This is a genomic window from Streptomyces sp. SAS_281 (assembly GCF_052542855.1).
This window is the reverse complement of the sequence record NZ_JBMNDO010000005.1, coordinates 22,040-41,882: the sequence shown is the minus strand read 5'-3', so window position 1 is coordinate 41,882 and position 19,843 is coordinate 22,040. Positions and strand designations below refer to the sequence as shown.

The 19,843-nt window shown below is 72.4% G+C and carries 18 protein-coding genes; 15 read left to right on the top strand and 3 right to left on the bottom strand.

Going from position 1 to position 19,843, the window contains the following annotated elements:
- The first annotated feature begins 22 nt into the window (after window positions 1-22).
- The 7 genes from ACN6LM_RS03625 (at window position 23) to ACN6LM_RS03595 (ending at window position 8,315) form a co-directional block, all read left to right on the top strand.
- On the top strand, window positions 23-1,096 hold the full coding sequence (locus ACN6LM_RS03625; protein WP_445063805.1) for a nitronate monooxygenase: 1,074 nt from the start codon (window positions 23-25) through the stop codon (window positions 1,094-1,096).
- Window positions 1,093-1,839: a 16S rRNA (uracil(1498)-N(3))-methyltransferase gene (locus ACN6LM_RS03620; RefSeq protein ID WP_445063804.1), complete on the top strand. Its 747-nt coding sequence runs from the start codon at window positions 1,093-1,095 to the stop codon at window positions 1,837-1,839. Before ACN6LM_RS03625 ends, ACN6LM_RS03620 begins: the two co-directional genes overlap by 4 nt.
- A gap of 72 nt (window positions 1,840-1,911) precedes the next feature.
- A complete protein-coding gene (locus tag ACN6LM_RS03615; RefSeq protein WP_445063803.1) occupies window positions 1,912-2,442 on the top strand; it encodes a hypothetical protein in 531 nt (176 codons plus the stop codon).
- Window positions 2,443-2,566: 124 nt separating this feature from the next.
- Window positions 2,567-5,785, top strand: coding sequence for a S41 family peptidase (locus tag ACN6LM_RS03610; RefSeq protein WP_445063802.1), 3,219 nt, complete (start codon window positions 2,567-2,569; stop codon window positions 5,783-5,785).
- A gap of 235 nt (window positions 5,786-6,020) precedes the next feature.
- Window positions 6,021-6,380, top strand: a complete 360-nt coding sequence (locus ACN6LM_RS03605) for a histidine triad nucleotide-binding protein (protein WP_164402993.1) — start codon at window positions 6,021-6,023, stop codon at window positions 6,378-6,380.
- Entirely contained in the window at window positions 6,380-7,288 is a 909-nt protein-coding gene (locus ACN6LM_RS03600; RefSeq protein ID WP_445063858.1) for a ribonuclease Z, read from the top strand. Before ACN6LM_RS03605 ends, ACN6LM_RS03600 begins: the two co-directional genes overlap by 1 nt.
- 34 nt (window positions 7,289-7,322) lie before the next feature.
- Window positions 7,323-8,315: an adenosine deaminase gene (locus ACN6LM_RS03595; protein ID WP_445063801.1), complete on the top strand. Its 993-nt coding sequence runs from the start codon at window positions 7,323-7,325 to the stop codon at window positions 8,313-8,315.
- Here ACN6LM_RS03595 and ACN6LM_RS03590 read toward each other — a convergent pair.
- Window positions 8,279-9,631 carry an MFS transporter gene (locus tag ACN6LM_RS03590; RefSeq protein WP_445063800.1) on the bottom strand — a complete coding sequence of 451 codons (1,353 nt, stop codon included), beginning with the start codon at window positions 9,629-9,631 and terminating at the stop codon, window positions 8,279-8,281. The genes ACN6LM_RS03595 and ACN6LM_RS03590 overlap by 37 nt on opposite strands.
- 301 nt (window positions 9,632-9,932) lie before the next feature.
- On the opposite strand from ACN6LM_RS03590, the gene ACN6LM_RS03585 reads away from it, so the two are divergent.
- The 7 genes from ACN6LM_RS03585 (at window position 9,933) to era (ending at window position 15,865) form a co-directional block, all read left to right on the top strand.
- Complete coding sequence (locus ACN6LM_RS03585) at window positions 9,933-11,039, top strand: PfkB family carbohydrate kinase (RefSeq protein ID WP_445063799.1); 1,107 nt, start codon at window positions 9,933-9,935, stop codon at window positions 11,037-11,039.
- Window positions 11,040-11,171: 132 nt separating this feature from the next.
- Window positions 11,172-12,224: a PhoH family protein gene (locus ACN6LM_RS03580; protein WP_445063798.1), complete on the top strand. Its 1,053-nt coding sequence runs from the start codon at window positions 11,172-11,174 to the stop codon at window positions 12,222-12,224.
- Between the two features lie 9 nt (window positions 12,225-12,233).
- Entirely contained in the window at window positions 12,234-12,731 is a 498-nt protein-coding gene (ybeY, locus tag ACN6LM_RS03575) for an rRNA maturation RNase YbeY (protein ID WP_073965263.1), read from the top strand.
- On the top strand, window positions 12,728-14,023 hold the full coding sequence (locus ACN6LM_RS03570) for a hemolysin family protein (protein ID WP_445063797.1): 1,296 nt from the start codon (window positions 12,728-12,730) through the stop codon (window positions 14,021-14,023). Before ybeY ends, ACN6LM_RS03570 begins: the two co-directional genes overlap by 4 nt.
- The gene (locus tag ACN6LM_RS03565) at window positions 14,020-14,373 is read left to right on the top strand and encodes an MmcQ/YjbR family DNA-binding protein (RefSeq protein WP_445063796.1); all 354 of its coding nucleotides are present in this window, start codon (window positions 14,020-14,022) and stop codon (window positions 14,371-14,373) included. Before ACN6LM_RS03570 ends, ACN6LM_RS03565 begins: the two co-directional genes overlap by 4 nt.
- A gap of 61 nt (window positions 14,374-14,434) precedes the next feature.
- Window positions 14,435-14,797, top strand: a complete 363-nt coding sequence (locus ACN6LM_RS03560) for a cytidine deaminase (RefSeq protein ID WP_445063795.1) — start codon at window positions 14,435-14,437, stop codon at window positions 14,795-14,797.
- A 93-nt stretch (window positions 14,798-14,890) separates the two neighbouring features.
- The gene (gene era / locus ACN6LM_RS03555) at window positions 14,891-15,865 is read left to right on the top strand and encodes a GTPase Era (protein WP_445063794.1); all 975 of its coding nucleotides are present in this window, start codon (window positions 14,891-14,893) and stop codon (window positions 15,863-15,865) included.
- 322 nt (window positions 15,866-16,187) lie between these two features.
- Here the strand turns inward: era and ACN6LM_RS03550 are convergent, their stop codons facing one another.
- The gene (locus ACN6LM_RS03550) at window positions 16,188-16,454 is read right to left on the bottom strand and encodes a protealysin inhibitor emfourin (RefSeq protein WP_445063793.1); all 267 of its coding nucleotides are present in this window, start codon (window positions 16,452-16,454) and stop codon (window positions 16,188-16,190) included.
- Between the two features lie 13 nt (window positions 16,455-16,467).
- Entirely contained in the window at window positions 16,468-17,544 is a 1,077-nt protein-coding gene (locus ACN6LM_RS03545) for a M4 family metallopeptidase (RefSeq protein WP_445063792.1), read from the bottom strand.
- Window positions 17,545-17,859: 315 nt separating this feature from the next.
- Here ACN6LM_RS03545 and leuA point away from each other — a divergent pair, with 315 nt between their 5' ends.
- Complete coding sequence (gene leuA / locus ACN6LM_RS03540) at window positions 17,860-19,647, top strand: 2-isopropylmalate synthase (protein ID WP_445063791.1); 1,788 nt, start codon at window positions 17,860-17,862, stop codon at window positions 19,645-19,647.
- Window positions 19,648-19,843 lie beyond the last annotated feature (196 nt).

Here is a 19,843-nt window from a genome sequence, read left to right as displayed (position 1 = left end):
AAGGACATGACACGATGCGGTCATGCCCTCCGCGCTGACCGCTCTCTGCCGGTACCCCGTCGTGCAGGCCCCCATGGCCGGCGGTCCGTCCTGCCCGCAGCTCGCCGCCGCGGTCTCCGAGGCCGGCGGGCTCGGCTTCCTGGCCGCCGGCTACAAGACGGCGGACGCCCTGCGGGACGAGGTCCAGCAGGTGCGCGGGCTGACCGGGCAGCCCTTCGGCGTCAACCTCTTCATGCCGCAGTGCGAACCGGCGGACCCCGCCGTGCTGGAGGACTACCGCCACCGGCTCACGGGCGAGGCCACCCGTTACGAGACGGAGCTCGGCGACCCGGACGTCCCCGGCGACGACGGATACGAGGACAAGCTCGCCGTCCTCCTCGACGCCCCCGTCCCGGTCGTCTCCTTCACCTTCGGCTGCCCCTCGCGCGACACGCTCGACGCGTTCGCGGCCGCCGGTACGTACACCGTCGTCACGGTCACCTCGCCGGAGGAGGCCCAGGCCGCCGAGTGGGCCGGGGCCGACGCCGTCTGCGCCCAGGGCACCGAGGCGGGCGGCCATCGCTCCACGTTCCACGACGACCCGGCGACCGAGGACGGCGGGACCGGGCTGCTGAGCCTGGTCGCCCAGGTCCGCGGGACCGTGCAGATACCGGTCGTCGCCGCGGGCGGCCTGATGCGCGGCGCCCAGATCGCCGCCGTCCTCGCGGCGGGCGCCGACGCCGCCCAGCTCGGCACCGCCTTCCTGGCCTGCCCGGAGTCCGGCGCCCACGTCCTGCACAAACAGGCCCTGACCAACCCGCTGTTCGTCCGGACCACCCTGACCAGGGCGTTCTCCGGGCGCCCGGCACGCGGCCTGGTCAACCGCTTCGTGCGCGAGCACGGCCCGTACGCCCCCGCCGCCTACCCCCAGGTCCACCACATGACCTCCGTACTGCGCAAGGCCGCCGCCCGCGCCGGGGACGCCCAGGGCATGGCGCTGTGGGCCGGGCAGGGGCACCGGATGGCCCGCGAGCTGCCCGCCGGCCGGCTGGTCCGGCTGCTCGCCGAGGAACTGGACGCCGCACGGACGGCAGTGAGCACAAGGAGCACGCAGTGACGGCACCCGTCTTCGTCGTCGACCACCTGCCGGACGCCCCCGAGTTCGTCCTCGACGGGCCCGAGGGGCGCCACGCCGTCTCCGTGAAGCGGCTGCGCACCGGCGAGGAGGTCGTCCTCACGGACGGCCGCGGCCGGTGGGCCCAGGGCGTCGTGCGCGCCGCCGAAGGCAAGGACCGGCTGATCGTCGGCGACCTGGACCCCGTCCACGAGGAGCCGCGCCCCGCGCTGCGGATCACCGTCGTCCAGGCCCTGCCCAAGGGGGACCGGGGCGAGGTCGCCGTGGAGACGATGACCGAGACCGGCGCCGACGCGGTCGTCCCGTGGCAGGCGGCGCGCTGCATCACCCAGTGGAAGGGCGACCGCGGCCTCAAGTCCCTGGCCAAATGGCGGGCCACGGCCCGCGAGGCCGGCAAGCAGTCGCGCCGGGTGCTGTTCCCCGACGTGGCGGACCTGGCCACCACCAAGCAGGTCGCCGGCCTGCTGGCCGCGGCGGACTTCGCGGCCGTCCTGCACGAGGACCGCGACTACCCGAGCGAACCGCTGGCCACCGTCGGCCTGCCCGACGAGGGCGAGATCGTGCTGGTCGTCGGCCCCGAGGGCGGTGTGTCCCCGGACGAGCTGGCCGCGTTCGCCGCCGCCGGTGCCCGCACCTGCCGCCTCGGCCCCACGGTCCTGCGCACCTCGACGGCGGGCACCGCGGCGACGGCGCTGCTCCTGGGACGCACGGGGCGCTGGTCGTGAACCGTCCCCGATGGGGTGGTTGTGCCCGGAATCGGTCTACCGTGCCGTCACCTGCGGTGGGAGGCTGCCCGCATGGGGACATCAAGGGCAGGGGGCCGTCGTGCGGCCCGTCGTTTTCCGGCCGCGCTCTGCCTCGCCGCGGCCACCGTCGCCGGGCTTACCGCCTGTGAACCGGGCGACGCCACCGGCGCGTTGAACACCGCGTCCGTCGCCTTCACCACGGACCGGACCGCCACCCGCGCCCTGGAGCACGAAGGCGTCAAGGTGCGCTGGCTGACCTGCACGGCCTCGCTCGACGGAGGCGGTGCCACCCGCTCGGCGACGCCCTCCGCCACGCGCCGGGCGGCCGAGGTCCACTGCGACGGCAAGACGAAGTCCGGCGGTGACATCGCACTGGACGGGCAGGTGACCTACGCGGTCGAAGGCCGGTGCGTACGCGGCGACATGACCGCGAAGAGCGGTGGCCGCGCCGTCTTCCGGGCCACCCTGCTCGGCGACTGCACCGCCCCGGCCACGACCGCGCCGCCCGCCGGATCCCCGGGCCGGGGCGTCGGCCCGACGGCCACCGTGACGGTGACGGTCACCGCGTACCCCGGCAAGTGAGGGCGCAGGGTGGGGGAGTCGGCGGTCACCGCCGGTCCCCATGCCCCGGTGGCGGACCCGCACCGCACGACGTACTCCGGCCAACCCCGTGCCACCCGGCACACCCGCGGCCTAGGGTGATCGTGTGACACAGCCTTCCTACCTCAGGTACCCCCATGTCCAAGGTGATGTGATCGCCTTCACCGCCGAGGACGACGTCTGGCTCGCCCCACTCGACGGCGGCCGGGCGTGGCGGGTCAGCGCAGACAACCGTCCCGTCACCCAGCCGCGCATATCTCCCGACGGCACCCTCGTCGCCTGGACGTCCACCCGCGACGGAGCGCCCGAGGTGCACATCGCCCCCGCCGACGGCGGGCCCTCCCGGCGGCTCACCCACTGGGGCGACGCCCGCACCACCGTGCGCGGCTGGACCCCCGAAGGCGACGTCCTGGTCACCAGCACCCAGGGCCAGCTCTCGCTGCGCCGCACGTGGGCCCGGGCCGTCCCGGTCGACGGCGGTCCCGCCCGGACCCTCCCGTACGGCCCCGTCGGCTCCCTCGCGTACGGGCCCGCCGGGCGGGTCCTGCTGCTCTCGGCCACCATGGGGCGCGAAGCCGCCTCCTGGAAGCGCTACCGGGGCGGCACGGCCGGCAAGCTCTGGATCGCGGCCGAGGACGACCCGCTGGAGTTCGCCCGGATCCACGAGGACCTCGACGGCAACATCGAGTGCCCGATGTGGGTGGGGGAGCGCATCGCGTTCCTCTCCGACCACGAGGGCACCGGCGCCCTCTACTCCTCGCTCCCCGACGGCACGGACCTGCGCCGGCACACCCCCGTCGACGCCTTCTACGCCCGGCAGGCCACCACCGACGGCACCCGGGTCGCCTATGCCTCGGCCGGCGAACTGTGGCTCCTGGACAGCCTGGAGAGCGACGGGCCCCGCCGCGTCGAGGTCCGGCTCGGCGGTCAGCGCGCCGACCTCCAGCCCTATCCGCTGCACGCCGACAGCCACCTGACCAGCGCGTCGCCCGACCGCACCGGCCGGGGCAGCGCGGTCCTGTCGCGGGGCGCCGTCCACTGGGTCACCCACCGCGAGGGCCCCGCCCGCGCGCTCGCCGCCGAGCCCGGCGTACGGGCCAGGCTGCCGCGCACCTTCCAGGCCGACGGCGACCAGCACGTCGTCTGGGTCACCGACGCCGAGGGCGACGACGCGCTGGAGATCGCCCCCGCCACCGGCACCGCCCCCGGCGCCGCGCCCCGCCGCCTCGCGGCCGGCCGGCTGGGCCGCGTCCTGGACCTCGCCCCCGCCCCCGACGGCAGCCGGTTCGCGGTCGCCGCACACGACGGGCGGGTGCTGATCGTCGAGCGGGAGAGCGGCGAGATCCACGAGGTGGACCGCAGCGAGAACGGTGACGCCTCCGGCCTCGCCTGGTCGCCCGACTCCGCCTGGCTCGCCTGGTCGCACCCCGGCCCCGAGCCGCTCAGCCAGCTCAAGCTGGCCCACATCGCCGACCTCTCGGTCGCCGAGGCGACGCCTCTGCGGTTCCGGGACTTCGCGCCCGCCTTCACCGCAGACGGAAAGCACCTGGCCTTCCTCTCCGAGCGCGCCTTCGACCCCATTTACGACGCCCACGTCTTCGACATGGCGTTCATCGGGTCCTGTCGGCCGCATCTGCTCACCCTCGCGGCGACCACGCCTTCCCCGTTCGGGCCGCAGCTGCACGGCCGGCCCACGGAGAAGGAGAAGGGCGGCGACGGCGAGGACAACCCCACCGCGCTCCCCATCACCCGCATCGACCTGGACGGCCTCGCCGACCGGATCGTGCCCCTTCCCGTCGAGGCCGCCGTCTACTCCTCGCTGCGCACCGCGCGCGACGGGCTGCTCTGGTTGCGCCACCCGCTCACCGGCGTCCTCGGCACCAGCGGGGCCGGCCCGGACGCCCGCCGCCCGGACACCGTCCTGGAGCGGTACGACCTGGAGAAGCTGCGCTGCGAGGAGCTGTCCTCGGACGTCAGCCGTTTCGCGGTCAGCGGTGACGGGAAGCGGCTGGCGGTCGTCAGCCACGGCAAGCTGTCCGTCGTCCCCTCCGACAGCCGGGTGCCCGCGGGCGACGACGACCACGACGACGCCGTGACCGTCGACCTCTCCCGCATCCGCCGCACCCTCGACCCGGCCGCCGAGTGGCGCCAGATGTACGACGAGGCCGGCCGCGTCATGCGGGACAACTTCTGGCGCCCCGACATGGGCGGCGTCGACTGGGCCGGGGTCCTCGACCGCTACCGGCCGGTCCTGGAGCGCGTCGCGACCCACGACGACCTCATGGACCTGCTCTGGGAGGTCCAGGGCGAGCTGGGCACCTCGCACGCCTACGTCACCCCGCCCGGCGGGTGGCGCGACGACGCGGCCCGGCAGGGGCTGCTCGGGGCGGACCTCTCGCGTGCGGAGGACGGCAGCTGGCGCGTCGACCGCGTGCTGCCCTCCGAGACGTCGGACCCGGCGGCCCGCTCCCCGCTCGCCGCGCCGGGCGTGGCGGTCCGGGCCGGGGACGCGATCGTGGCCGTCGACGGACACCCCGTCGACCCGCTCACCGGGCCGGCGCCGCTGCTCACCGGCTCGGCCGGGAAGCCCGTCGAGCTGACGGTCTCCCCGGCCGACGGGGGCGACCGGCGCCACGTCGTCGTGGTGCCCGTCGCCGACGAGGAGGCCCTGCGCTACCACGCGTGGGTCGCCGACCGGCGGGCCTACGTGCACGAGCGGACCGGGGGGCGCCTCGGCTACCTCCACGTCCCCGACATGGTCGGCGGCGGCTGGGCCCAGATCCACCGGGACCTGCGCACCGAGATGGCGCGCGAGGGCCTGGTCGTGGACGTCCGGGAGAACCGGGGCGGCCACACCTCGCAGCTCGTCGTGGAGAAGCTGGCCCGCCGCATCGTCGGCTGGGACCTGCCGCGCGGCATGCGCCCCACGAGCTACCCGGGCGACGCGCCGCGGGGGCCGGTGGTGGCCGTGGCGAACGAGTTCTCCGGGTCGGACGGCGACATCGTGAACGCGGCGATCAAGGCGCTGAAGATCGGGCCGGTGGTCGGGGTCCGGACGTGGGGCGGCGTCGTCGGCATCGACAGCCGGTACCGGCTGGTGGACGGGACGCTGGTCACGCAGCCGAAGTACGCGTTCTGGCTGGAGGGGTACGGGTGGGGCGTCGAGAACCACGGCGTCGACCCGGACGTGGAGGTCGTGATGACGCCGCGGGATCACGCCGAGGGGCGTGATCCTCAGCTGGACGAGGCGATCCGGATCGCGCTGGAGTCGCTGGAGCGGGTGCCGGCGAAGGCGGCGCCGGAGCTGCCGGGGCTCCCGGGGTGAGCTGAGCGGGGTGGGGAGCGGTGCGCCTGCGGCGGGCCTGCTCCCCGCCCCGCCCCTTCCCGAAACCGGGGCGCCGCACCGGACCCCGCGCCTCGAACGCCGGCGAGGCTCGATCTCGCCCGGCAGGAGCGAAAGGCAAGCCCCTCCGGCGATCGGGGCGCGGGGGGTACGGGGGCAGCGCCCCCGGATAGGCTGGGCCGCGACGGATCACCCGGACCAAGGAGCGCGTAAGCGAATGGCAGGAGAACCGCAGCCCGACTGCCTGTTCTGCAAGATCGTCTCGGGGGAGATCCCGGCCACCATCGTCCGCGAGACCGACACCACCGTCGCGTTCCGCGACATCAACCCCCAGGCCCCCACCCACGTGCTCGTCATCCCGCGCCTGCACCACCCGGACGCCGCGTCGCTCGGTGCCGCCGAACCGCAGGTGCTCGCCGACGTGCTGTGCGAGGCGGGCAACGTCGCCGCCGACGAGAAGATCGACGCGACCGGGTACCGGGTCGTGTTCAACACCGGCGCCGGCGCCGGCCAGACCGTGTTCCACGCCCACGCGCACGTCCTGGGCGGCCGGGGTCTGGAATGGCCGCCCGGATAATGTCCGTCCGTGAACTCGTCGTGCTCGGGACCGCCAGCCAGGTCCCGACACGGCACCGGAACCACAACGGCTATCTGCTGCGCTGGGACGGCGAGGGCATCCTCTTCGATCCCGGCGAGGGCACCCAGCGGCAGATGCTGCGGGCCGGGGTCGCCGCGCACGACATCAACCGGATATGCGTCACGCACTTCCACGGCGACCACTCGCTGGGCCTGGCCGGGGTGATCCAGCGGATCAACCTGGACCAGGTCCCGCACCCGGTGACCGCCCACTACCCGGCGAGCGGGCAGCGCTTCTTCGACCGGCTGCGGTACGCCACCGCCTACCGCGAGACCGTGCGGCTGACCGAAGCCCCGGTCGCCGCCGACGGCCCGCTGGCCACCACCGCCGCGTACACGCTCGACAGCCACCGGCTCTCGCACCCCGTCGAGTCGTACGGCTACCGGCTCACCGAACCCGACGGGCGGCGGATGCTGCCCGCGAAGCTCGCCGAGCACGGCATCGAGGGACCGGACGTCGGACGCCTCCAGCGCGAGGGCGCCCTCGGCGGGGTCACGCTCGCCGACGTGTCCGAGCACAGGCGCGGACAGCGGTTCGCGTTCATCATGGACACCAGGCTCTGCGACGGCGTGTACGCCCTCGCCGAGGACTGCGACATGCTGGTCATCGAGTCGACGTTCCTCGAAGCGGACCGGAAGCTGGCCGCCGACCACGGCCACCTGACCGCCTCCCAGGCGGCCCGGGTCGCCCGGGAGGCGGACGTACGGCACCTCGTCCTGACGCACTTCTCGCAGCGCTATCCGGAACCGGATGCGTTCGAGGCGGAAGCCCGGGCGGCCGGTTACGAGGGCGAGCTGACCGTCGCCCAGGACCTGACGCGCGTACCGGTGCCCAGCCGGCACGCGTAGCACCACGCACCACCCCCACACGATTGAGATCACCGTGCACCTCCCCAAAGCCGAACTCCACCTCCACATCGAGGGGACCCTCGAACCGGAACTGGCCTTCGCGCTCGCCGCGCGCAACGGCGTGGCCCTGCCGCACCCGGACACCGAGGCCCTGCGGGCCGCGTACCTCTTCGAGGACCTCCAGAGCTTCCTGGACCTCTACTACGCGCTGATGGCCGTGCTGCGGACCGAGGACGACTTCGCCGAACTCGCCGACGCCTACCTCACCCGCGCCGCCGCCCAGGGCGTCCGCCACGCCGAGATCTTCTTCGACCCGCAGGCCCACACCGCGCGCGGCGTGCCCATCGGTACCGTGATCGAGGGCCTGGGCCGGGCGCTGGCACGCAGCGAGGAGAAGCACGGCATCTCCACCCAGCTGATCATGTGCTTCCTGCGCGACCAGTCCGCCGCATCGGCCCTGGAGGCCCTGGAGGCGGCCCGGCCGCACCTGCACCGGATCAGCGCCGTCGGCCTGGACTCCGCCGAGGTCGGCCACCCGCCCGTGAAGTTCCGCGAGGTGTACGAGCGGGCCGGGGAGCTCGGTCTGCGCAAGGTCGCCCACGCGGGCGAGGAAGGGCCGCCCTCGTACATCCGCGAGGCGCTCGACGTGCTGGGCGTGGAGCGGATCGACCACGGGCTGCGCTGCCTGGAGGACCCGGACCTGGTGAAGCGGCTGGTCGCCGAGCGCGTCCCGCTCACGCTGTGCCCGCTGTCCAACGTACGGCTGCGCGCGGTCGACACCCTGGAGCAGCACCCGCTGCCCGCGATGCTGGAGGCCGGGCTGCTCTGCACGGTCAACTCCGACGACCCCGCCTACTTCGGCGGGTACGTCGGAGACACCTTCCACGCCGTGCACGAAGCGCTCGGCCTGGACCGCGAGCAGCTGCGCACCCTGGCCCGCAACTCCTTCGAAGCGGCCTTCCTCGACCACGACGAGGAGCGCAGGGCGCGCTACCTGTCCGAGGTCGAGGCGTACGTGTTCGACTGACCGCCGTCCGGGCCGGCCGTGCGGAACGCGTTCCTGCCGAGGCGCCTGCGGCGCAGAGCCGGGATGCTGATCTCCGTGACGGCCTGTTCGGGCGCGCCCACCTTGGGCACCGCGCCCGGCACCGCACCCGTGGTGACGGCGAGCAGGGCCGCGGGCGCCCCGCCCCGGCGGCGCACCGAACCGGGCACCAGCGGACGGCCGCCGGTGTGCAGGGCGACCGCGGTCACCGGAAGCGCTATCAGCAGCGTCACCGCACCCAGGATCAGACCCATCCCCGGGAACCCGGCCTCCTCCGACAGCACACTGCCGAGCACCGGTCCGCAGGCGACGCCCACGGACGAGGCGGAGCCGGCGAGGACCGCCCAGCGGCCGCGTACGTCGAGGGAGGCGGCCAGACCGATCAGATACGACAGGACCACCGGGTAGACGGTGTTCCACAGGATCTCGCCGGTCGCGAAGGAGCCGAGGCTCCCGGCGGACGAGCTGAGCACGATGCTCCCAGCGATGACGGCGGTGCCCACACCGATCGGGACCGCGCGCCCCAGCTTCGAGCCCAGCACCCCGGCACCCATCACGCCGAGCAGCCCGGCGCCGAGCGCGGCGGCGAACACGGCGCCTATCGTCACCTCGGACAGCCCGACCTGGTCCACGCCGATCCGGCTGCTGACGCCCCACAGCGCGTTCTGCGCCATCGACCAGACGAGCATGCCGCCCGCGAGGACCAGTCCGGAGCGGCGGTGCGGCAGCCGGCCCGCGGAGGGGGCGGCCGGTCCGGCCGCGGCCGGACCGCCGAGCCGGGAGGTGGCCGGCCAGACCAGGAGCGCGACCAGGGCGATCGAGGCGAACGGCAGCCGGTGGCCGCCGCCCAGGTGCGGGACCGTCAGATACAGAGCGCCCGCGGTCGCCGAGACGCTCAGCAGGCCCAGGGACGAGGTGCGGTGCGGGTCGCTCTGGGCGGCGATGCCCGCCGCCGCGACGGCGGTCGCCGTACCGGAGCCGAAGCCGCCGACCACCGCGCCCGCGACCACCAGCGGCACGGTGCCGGCCAGCGCCGCACAGCCGTACCCCACCACGCAGAGGACCAGTCCCACGCGTGCCGGTCTGCACGGCCCGTACGTCTCCACCCGTCCCGCCAGGGAGAAGCCGGCGGAGGCGGAGCTGAGCAGCAGGGCGCTGCCGACGAGCCCGGCCTGGGCCGTGCTGAGGCCCAGATAGACGGAGAGCCGTCCCACGATGGTGGGGAGGAGATAGGCGGCGAGGTAGCCGGCGGTGAACACGGCGACCAGGGGCCACGCGGCGCGAGGGCGCGAGGACATGGGCGTTCCTGAGGACATGCCGAGAAGAGGCAGAAGGGAGGGGGGAAATACGAGAGATCGGCGCTTCCGTCGGGTACGTCTCCAACGGTGCTCGCGGGCCAATTTGTATCAAGTGCTCCCGGCCCACCGAAAGCCGGAGTTATGTGATCTGGAACACTTTTGTGTTTACGTGGTTCCCCGGTGGGTAACTGCGCACGTTTACGCAGGTCAGCGACCGTGAACACACGCGCGGCGCGCACTCGTCCATCACCGCCGCGTATCGGGCACACTGGCCGCAACCGCCACGACCGGGGAGTGCAAGGTGAGTGCTGACATTCCGCAGATCGACCCGCTGGACGGGCTGCGCGCCCCGCAGGACCCCGAGTGCGACGTCTTCCTCACCGGCACGGTCTTCCTGGACATCATCTTCACCGGCCTGGACAGCGCTCCCGTGCGGGGCACCGAGTCCTGGGCGCGCGGCATGGGTTCCAGCCCCGGTGGCGTCGCCAACATGGCCACCGCGCTGGCCCGCCTGGGCCTGCGCACCTCCCTGGCCGCCGCGTTCGGCGACGACCACTACGGCGAGTACTGCTGGGACGCGCTCGAACAGGGCGAGGGCATCGACCTGTCCCGTTCCCACACGGTCCGCGGCTGGCACTCCCCGGTGACCGTCTCCATGGCGTACGAGGGCGAGCGGACGATGGTCTCGCACGGCCACGAGGCCCCGTCGCTCCCCACCACCGCCTCGCCCGAGGCCCCCGCCTTCCCCCGCTGCCCGCCCAGGGCCCGGGCCGCCGTCACCTCGCTGGTGCCCGGACGCACCGAACCCTGGGTCGCCGAGGCCGCCCGCCGGGGGGCCCTGATCTTCGGGGACGTCGGCTGGGACGAGACCGGGCGCTGGGACCTGGACGCCCTGAGCGGCCTGGAGCACTGCCACGCCTTCCTGCCCAACGCCGAGGAGGCGATGCGCTACACCCGCACCGACTGCCCCCGGGCCGCCGCGCACGCCCTCGCCGAACGCGTACCGCTCGCCGTCGTCACCCTGGGCTCCGAGGGTGCCTACGCGGTCGACGCCGCCGCCGGCACGGCCGCCGAGGTCCCCGCCATCGAGGTCGAGGCGCTGGACCCGACCGGCGCCGGCGACGTCTTCGTGGCCGGCTTCGTCACCGGCACGCTGGCCGGCTGGCCCCTCGCCGACCGCCTCGCCTTCGCCGGGCTGACCGCGGCCCTCTCCGTCCAGGAGTTCGGCGGCTCGCTCTCGGCTCCCGGCTGGGCGGAGATCGCCGCCTGGTGGCAGCTGGTGCGCACCTGTGCCGGGCAGGACCCGGCCGCGCTGCGGCGCTACGCCTTCCTGGACGACCTGCTGCCGGCCGCCGCCCGGCCCTGGCCGCTGCGCCGGGCCCTGCCCACGATCGGTTTCCGCGCGTAACCCCCGCGGCCCCGTACCGCCCGGTAAAACCTCTGGTGTTGTCGGTGTGGAGTCGTAGGCTTGAGGCACACGAGGTTTTCGAGCAGCGAGAACCCTGCAACGGGAGGTATGCGCAGGCCCGAGGGCCGGCCCATGACTCAGTCACCCACACAGCCGCAGGCGCGTGCCCACATCAGCATCCCGGCCGCTCACCCGATGGTGATGCTCCTGGGTGCGGGCGACTCGCTGCTGCGCGTGATCGAAGCGGCGTTCCCGGCGGCCGACATCCACGTCCGGGGAAATGACATAAGCGCGACGGGCAACGCGGCGGACATCGCCCTGATCCAGCGCCTGTTCGACGAGATGGTGCTCGTGCTCCGCACCGGGCAGCCGATGACGGAGGACGCCGTGGAACGGTCGATCGCGATGCTCAAGGCCACCGACAACGGCCAGGCGGACGGCACGGAGACCCCGGCCGAGGTGCTGACGCAGAACATCCTGTCCAGCCGGGGCCGCACGATCCGTCCCAAGACGCTCAACCAGAAGCGGTACGTCGACGCGATCGACAAGCACACGATCGTCTTCGGCATCGGCCCCGCCGGCACGGGCAAGACCTACCTGGCCATGGCCAAGGCGGTCCAGGCCCTCCAGTCCAAGCAGGTCAGCCGCATCATCCTGACCCGGCCGGCCGTCGAGGCGGGCGAGAGACTGGGCTTCCTCCCCGGCACGCTGTTCGACAAGATCGACCCGTACCTGCGCCCGCTCTACGACGCCCTGCACGACATGCTCGACCCCGACTCGATCCCGCGCCTGATGGCGGCGGGCACGATCGAGGTCGCGCCTCTGGCTTATATGAGGGGCCGCACGCTCAATGACGCCTTCATCATCCTGGACGAGGCGCAGAACACCAGCGCCGAGCAGATGAAGATGTTCCTGACCCGGCTCGGCTTCGACTCCAAGATCGTCGTCACCGGTGACATCACCCAGGTCGACCTGCCGAGCGGGACCAAGAGCGGTCTGCGCCAGGTGCAGGAGATCCTGGAGGGCATCGACGACGTGCACTTCTCCCGGCTCACCTCCCAGGATGTCGTCCGGCACAAGCTGGTCGGCCGTATTGTCGACGCGTACGAGAAGTACGACAGCAGCAAGGGCGAGCAGGACGACGGGGGCCATCGGGGCCGCAGCCGTCACAACGGGAAGCAGTAGCAGCGCACCATGTCGATCGACGTCAACAACGAGTCCGGAACCGAGGTCGACGAGCAGGCGATCCTCGACATCGCCCGCTACGCGCTCGCGCGCATGCGGATCCACCCGCTCTCCGAACTCTCGGTGATCGTGGTGGACTCCGCGGCCATGGAGCAGCTGCACATCCAGTGGATGGACCTGCCGGGCCCCACCGATGTCATGTCCTTCCCGATGGACGAGCTGCGTCCGCCGGCCAAGGACGACGAGGAGCCCCCGCAGGGGCTCCTCGGTGACATCGTGCTCTGCCCCGAGGTCGCCAAGAAGCAGGGCGAGGAAGCCGAGACGCAGCACTCCATGGACGAGGAGCTCCAGCTGCTCACCGTCCACGGGGTGCTGCACCTGCTGGGTTACGACCACGAGGAGCCGGACGAGAAGGCCGAGATGTTCGGCCTCCAGGCCGCCATCGTGGACGGCTGGCGCGGTGAGCGCGGGCTGACCGGACCGTCGCCCGCCCCGACCGTCTCGTGAGCCTGCCCCTGATCTCCGGCGTCGTCCTGCTGGTCGTCGTCGGCTGGCTGGCCGCCTGCGCCGAGGCGGGCATCGCCCGCACATCGAGCTTCCGGGCCGCCGAGGCGGTCCGCTCGGGCCGGCGCGGCAGCGCCAAGCTGGAACAGGTCGCGGCCGACCCGACGCGCTACCTCAACGTCGCCCTGCTGGTGCGGGTCGCCTGCGAGATGGCCGCCGGGGTGCTCGTCACGTACGCCTGCCTGAAGGAGTTCCCGGAGACCTGGGAGGCGCTGGCCGTCGCCATCGGCGTCATGGTCCTCGTCTCCTACGTCGCGATCGGCGTCTCGCCGCGCACCATCGGCCGCCAGCACCCGCTGAACACGGCGACCGCAGCGGCGTACGTGCTGCTGCCGCTGGCCCGGATCATGGGGCCGATCCCGCAGCTGCTGATCCTCATCGGCAACGCGCTGACCCCCGGCAAGGGGTTCCGCAAGGGCCCGTTCGCCAGCGAGGCCGAACTGCGCGCCATGGTGGACCTCGCCGAGCAGGAGTCGCTGATCGAGGACGATGAGCGCCGCATGGTGCACTCCGTCTTCGAACTCGGCGACACGCTCGTGCGCGAGGTGATGGTGCCGCGCACCGACCTCGTCTGCATCGAGCGCTACAAGACGATCCGTCAGGCGCTCACCCTCGCGCTGCGCTCCGGATTCTCGCGGATCCCGGTCACCGGCGAGAACGAGGACGACATCGTCGGGATCGTCTACCTCAAGGACCTGGTCCGCAAGACGCACATCAACCGGGACTCGGAGGCCGACCCGGTCTCCACGGCGATGCGCCCGGCCGCGTTCGTGCCCGACACGAAGAACGCCGGAGACCTGCTGCGTGAGATGCAGCAGGAACGCAGCCATGTCGCCGTCGTCATCGACGAGTACGGCGGCACGGCGGGCATCGTCACCATCGAGGACATCCTGGAGGAGATCGTCGGCGAGATCACCGACGAGTACGACCGCGAGCTGCCGCCCGTCCAGGAGCTGGAGAACGGCTGCTTCCGGGTGACCGCCCGGCTCGACATCGGCGACCTCGGCGAGCTCTTCGGCCTCGACGAGTACGACGACGAGGATGTCGAGACGGTCGGCGGCCTCCTCGCGAAGGCGCTCGGCCGGGTCCCGATCGCCGGCGCGTCCTCCGAGGTCGCACTGCCGGACGGGCGGCGGCTGCGGCTGACCGCGGAGTCCCCGGCGGGCCGGCGCAACAAGATCGTCACGGTGCTGGTGGAGCCGGTGGCTCCCGAGGAGGAGGAGACGCCGGAATGACCCCGCAGCAGCTGAGGGCCTACTGCCTGGGCTTCAACGCGAGCGTCGAGGAGTTCCCGTTCGGGCCCGAGGCGTCCGTCTTCAAGGTGCTCGGCAAGATGTTCGCGCTCAGCGCGCTGGACGCCCGGCCGCTGACGGTGAACCTCAAGTGCGACCCCGACGAGGCGGTGAGGCTCCGCGAGGAGTACGAGGCGGTGGCGCCCGGCTGGCACATGAACAAGCGCCACTGGAACACCGTCACCGTCTCCGGACTGCCCGACGCGAAGCTGCGCGAGCTGATCGAGGACAGCTACGACCTGGTGGTGGCCGGCCTCCCGAAGGCCGAGCGGCTGCGGCTCGACCGCCCCTGAGGCGCACCCGGCCGGGGCTCCCGCCCGCCCCGGTCCGCGCCGGGCTTCGTATGCTCGGCACATGACTGAGAGCACCGGCACCACCGACCTCGGCGCCGAGGACCGCAAGATCGTCACCCTGGCGCGCAGCGCCCGCGCCCGCAACGGCGTCCCCGAGGGCGCGGCCGTCCGGGACGAGACCGGACGCACCTACGTGGCGGGGACCGTGGAGCTGGATTCGCTGAAGCTCAGCGCGCTGCGGACGGCCGTCGCGATGGCGGTGGCCAGCGGGGCGAAGTCCCTGGAGGCCGCCGCGATCGTCTCCGAGGCGGACGCCCCCTCCGACGAGGACCGGGCCGCCGTCCGGGACCTGGGCGGGGCCGGCACGCCGGTGCTGCTCGCCGGGCCGGACGGACAGCTGCGGCTCAGCGTCACGGCCGGCTGACCGCCGTACGGGGCGGGGCCCGGGGCCGTCCGGACCGGGCCCGGAGGCCGTGGCGGGCGCCTCGGTGCCCCGCAGCCCCCGGGATCGGGGACAATGGGCGCCATGAGCGTTCGACCTAACCCTGAAGCCGCCGCGCGGCAGGCCGAGAACCCCGCCCCCCACCGGGCCGGCTTCGCCTGCTTCGTGGGCCGCCCCAACGCGGGCAAGTCCACCCTGACGAACGCTCTGGTCGGGCGGAAGGTGGCCATCACCTCCAACCGGCCGCAGACGACCCGGCACACCGTGCGCGGCATCGTGCACCGGCCGGACGCCCAGCTGATCCTGGTCGACACCCCCGGGCTCCACAAGCCGCGCACCCTGCTGGGCGAGCGGCTGAACGACATCGTGCGCACCACCTGGGCCGAGGTCGACGTGATCGGCTTCTGCCTGCCCGCCGACCAGAAGCTCGGCCCCGGCGACAAGTACATCGTCAAGGAGCTCGCGGGCATCAGGAAGACGCCCAAGATCGCGATCATCACCAAGACCGACCTGGTCGACTCCAAGCAGCTCGCCGAACAACTACTGGCCGTCTCCCGGCTCGGCGAGGAGCTGGGCTTCGAGTGGGCGGAGATCATCCCGGTCTCGGCCGTCAAGGACCAGCAGGTCGAGCTGCTCTCCGACCTGATCGCCCCGCTCCTGCCCGAGAGCCCGCCGCTCTACCCCGAGGGCGACCTCACCGACGAGCCCGAGATGGTGATGGTCGCGGAGCTGATCCGCGAGGCCGCGCTGGAAGGCGTGCGTGACGAGCTGCCGCACTCCATCGCCGTCGTCGTGGAGGAGATGCTGCCGCGCGAGGACCGGCCGGCGGACAAGCCGCTGCTGGACATCCACGCCAACGTCTACATCGAGCGCCCCAGCCAGAAGGGCATCATCATCGGCCCGAAGGGCAAGCGGCTGAAGGACGTCGGCACCAAGTCCCGCAAGCACATCGAGGCCCTGCTCGGCACCCCCGTCTACCTCGACCTGCACGTAAAGGTCGCCAAGGACTGGCAGCGCGACCCGAAGCAGCTGCGGAAGCTGGGGTTCTGAGCGTCTCCGCGAACCGGCGGCCGGAGGCCGGCGCGGCCGTCCGAAGCCGCTGAGGCCCCCTGGGGCCGCGGGGTGCGAGGGGGGCTGTGGAGATGGGTCCCGAAGCAGCTGCGGAAGCTGGGGTTCTGAGCGTCTCCGCGAACCGGCGGCCGGAGGCCGGCGCGGCCGTCCGAAGCCGCTGAGGCCCCCTGGGGCCGTGGGGTGCGAGGGGGGCTGTGGAAATGGGTCCCGAAGCAGCTGCGGAGGCTGGGGTTCTGAGCCGCTCCGCGAACCGGAGGCCGGTGCGGGCGACCGGCCTGGGCCCTTCAGCCGCCGCCCCGTCTCACGCGCCCTCCTTCAGGACGCGTGAGATCAGGGCGCGCTGGGCCTCGGTCAGGCGGGGGTCCGCGCAGTGCACGGTCCTGCCGTCGACCGTTATCCGGTAGCTGAAGCCGTCCGGGACGCCCCGGGGCGCGGCTCCCTGGCCGTCGGCGAGCGCCGAGTCGGCCAGGGCCTCCCACTCCTGGGCGTCGGCCCGTCCGGCGGTGTCGATCTCACGGTGGCGCGCGATGCCGGCGAAGCCGCCGGTCCTGCTCACCTGGATCCGCATGCGTGCGTCCCTCCTAATCGGTCGGAACGCCCACCTCCGACCACGCCTTGAGGACGGCCTCCACCTCGTCGCCCTCGCCGAAGCGGCTGCGCGCCGCCGCCACGGTCAGCCGGGCGAAGTCCGCGAAGTCCGCGTCCACCGCCAGTTCACCACCTGTGAGCACATCGAACCAGAGCTGGCCCGCCCGCTCCCAGGAGCTGCCGCCCAGCGCGGTCGCCAGGAGATAGAACGCGCGGTTGGGGATGCCGGAGTTGAGGTGGACGCCGCCGTTGTCGTCGCCGGTGTGGACGTAGTCGTCCATGGACGCCGGCTGCGGGTCCTTGCCGAGCACGTCGTCGTCGTACGCCGTGCCGGGTGCCTTCATCGAGCGCAGCGCCACACCCTGGACCCGGGGCGCGAGCAGCCCCTCGCCGATCAGCCAGTCCGCCTGGTCGGCGGTCTGGCCCAGCGAGTACTGCTTCACGAGGGAGCCGAAGACGTCCGAGACGGATTCGTTGAGCGCGCCGGACTGGCCGTAGTAGCTCAGGTTGGCCGTGTACTGCGTGAGCCCGTGGGCCAGTTCGTGGGCGATCACGTCGAGGGCGACGGTGAAGTCGAGGAAGATCTCCCCGTCCCCGTCTCCGAAGACCATCTGCTCGCCGTCCCAGAAGGCGTTGTTGTACTTCTCGTCGTAGTGGACGGACCCGATCAGCGGCAGCCCGCGGCCGTCGATGGAGCGCCGCCCGTACGCGGTGAGCAGCAGGTCGAAGGTGGCGCCGAGGCCCGCGTACGCGCGGTTGACGCTGGCGTCCTTCGTGGGCTTCTCGCCCTCGCCGCGGACCTTGGTGCCCGGCAGGTCCGTGCCGTGGCGGCAGTCGTAGAGCGTGCGGCGGGGCTTGGCGGCGGCCTCGTCGTCCGGTTCGGCGGGCGCGGTGGGCCGGGCGGCGGTCGTCACCTGGCGGCGGGTGCGGCGGGCCGCGTCGGACTCCAGGGTGCGGCGGGCCGGATCGGCGAGGACGGGGTCGTCGGACTGGGACAGCTTGTCGAGGACGTGGGGCGGGACGATGGTGCAGAAGACGGGGTGGAACCCCTGCTGTGAAAGAGGCTGCATACAGACGACTGTGGCACTACGTGAGCACCAAGTCACTGGTTGCAATCGGGGTTGATGAAATGGAGTGATTGGTCACTGTTGGGTGTTTAGACCCTCCCGTACGGGTAAGGGCGGCTGCCGATCCCGCATACTGGAACGGCACCCACGTCTCGGGCGCCCCTCGGCTAGTCTCGACGCATCATGCGTTTCGGGCTGCTTCTTCTTAGCTGCCGCGGCGAGGGCCTGTAGTCGAGGCCGACCCCCTCCCCGCGGAGTCTGGTGTTGCAGTAACACAGTCGGCCGTCCCGGAGAAGGACACCCGAGGAGCCCTGCGCCATGACCGAAGTGAACCCCGCCCAGACCCCCGCCTCGCACGCCGTCGGCCGCCCCACCCCGATCACCAACGCCACGGTGCTGCAGAAGCCGTCCGGCATGCCGGTCCACAAGTACGGCCGCTACGAGGCCGTCGACATCCCCGACCGCACCTGGCCCGAGAAGCGGATCACCAAGGCGCCCCGCTGGCTCTCCACCGACCTGCGCGACGGCAACCAGGCCCTGATCGACCCGATGTCGCCGGCCCGCAAGCGCGAGATGTTCGACCTGCTCGTACGCATGGGGTACAAGGAGATCGAGGTCGGCTTCCCGTCCTCCGGCGAGACCGATTTCGCCTTCGTCCGCTCCATCATCGAAGAGGGCGCGATCCCCGAGGACGTGACGATCTCCGTCCTGACGCAGGCCCGCGAGGAACTGATCGAGCGGACCGTCGAATCACTGGTCGGTGCTCGACGCGCCACCGTCCACCTGTACAACGCGACCGCCCCGACCTTCCGCCGCGTGGTCTTCCGCGGCTCCCGCGAGGAGGTCAAGCAGATCGCGGTGGACGGCACCCGGCTGGTCATGGAGTACGCCGACAAGATCCTGGGCGACGAGACGATCTTCGGCTACCAGTACAGCCCCGAGATCTTCACCGACACCGAGCTGGACTTCGCCCTGGAGGTCTGCGAGGCGGTCTGTGACGTCTGGCAGCCCGAGGAGGGCCGCGAGATCATCCTCAACCTGCCCGCCACCGTGGAGCGTTCGACGCCGTCCACGCACGCCGACCGGTTCGAGTGGATGTCGCGCAACCTGTCGCGGCGCGAGTTCGTCTGCCTGTCCGTCCACCCGCACAACGACCGCGGCACCGCCGTCGCCGCCGCCGAACTGGCCCTGATGGCCGGGGCGGACCGGATCGAGGGCTGCCTGTTCGGCCAGGGCGAGCGCACCGGCAACGTCGACCTGGTGACGCTGGGTATGAACCTGTTCTCGCAGGGCGTCGACCCGCAGATCGACTTCTCGCAGATCGACGAGATCCGCCGCACCAGTGAGTACTGCAACCAGATGGAGGTCCACCCGCGCCACCCCTACGCGGGCGACCTGGTCTACACCGCCTTCTCCGGCTCCCACCAGGACGCCATCAAGAAGGGCTTCGACGCGATGGAGGCCGACGCGGCCGCCTCGGGCAAGACCGTGGACGACATCGAGTGGGCCGTGCCCTACCTGCCGATCGACCCGAAGGACGTCGGCCGCTCCTACGAGGCGGTCATCCGCGTCAACTCGCAGTCCGGCAAGGGCGGCATCGCGTACGTCCTGAAGAACGACCACAAGCTGGACCTGCCCCGCCGGATGCAGATCGAGTTCTCCCGGATCATTCAGGCCAAGACCGACGCCGAGGGCGGCGAGGTCACGCCGAAGCAGATCTGGAGCGTCTTCCAGGACGAGTACCTGCCCAACCCGGACAACGCCTGGGGGCGCGTCCAGATCCGCTCCGGCCAGAGCACGACCGGCTCCGACGGCCGTGACACGATCACCGTCGAGGCGACCGTGGACGGCGCGGACACCGTGCTGACCGGCACCGGCAACGGCCCGATCTCCGCGTTCTTCGAAGCGCTGCAGGCCATCGGCATCGACGCCCGGCTGCTGGACTACACCGAGCACACCATGAGCGAGGGCGCGAGCGCGCAGGCCGCCTCGTACATCGAGTGCGCCATCGACGGAAAGGTGCTGTGGGGCATCGGCATCGACGCCAACACCACCCGCGCCTCGCTGAAGGCGGTCGTCTCGGCCGTCAACCGCGCCACCCGCTGACCCGGCGCCCGGAAGGGCCCGAAGTCGTACGGTCCGCGAACCCCGCCCACCCGCTTCCGGAGGGCGGGGTTCGGCCATTCTCCGGGCGGTTGTGACGGGCGGGGTGCTGACGGCACAACGGTGATGTGGTTAACATCACGTCGACACGGCAGTGTTGCCGGAGTGTTACGGAGGTGTGCGACGTGCGGTCAGCCCT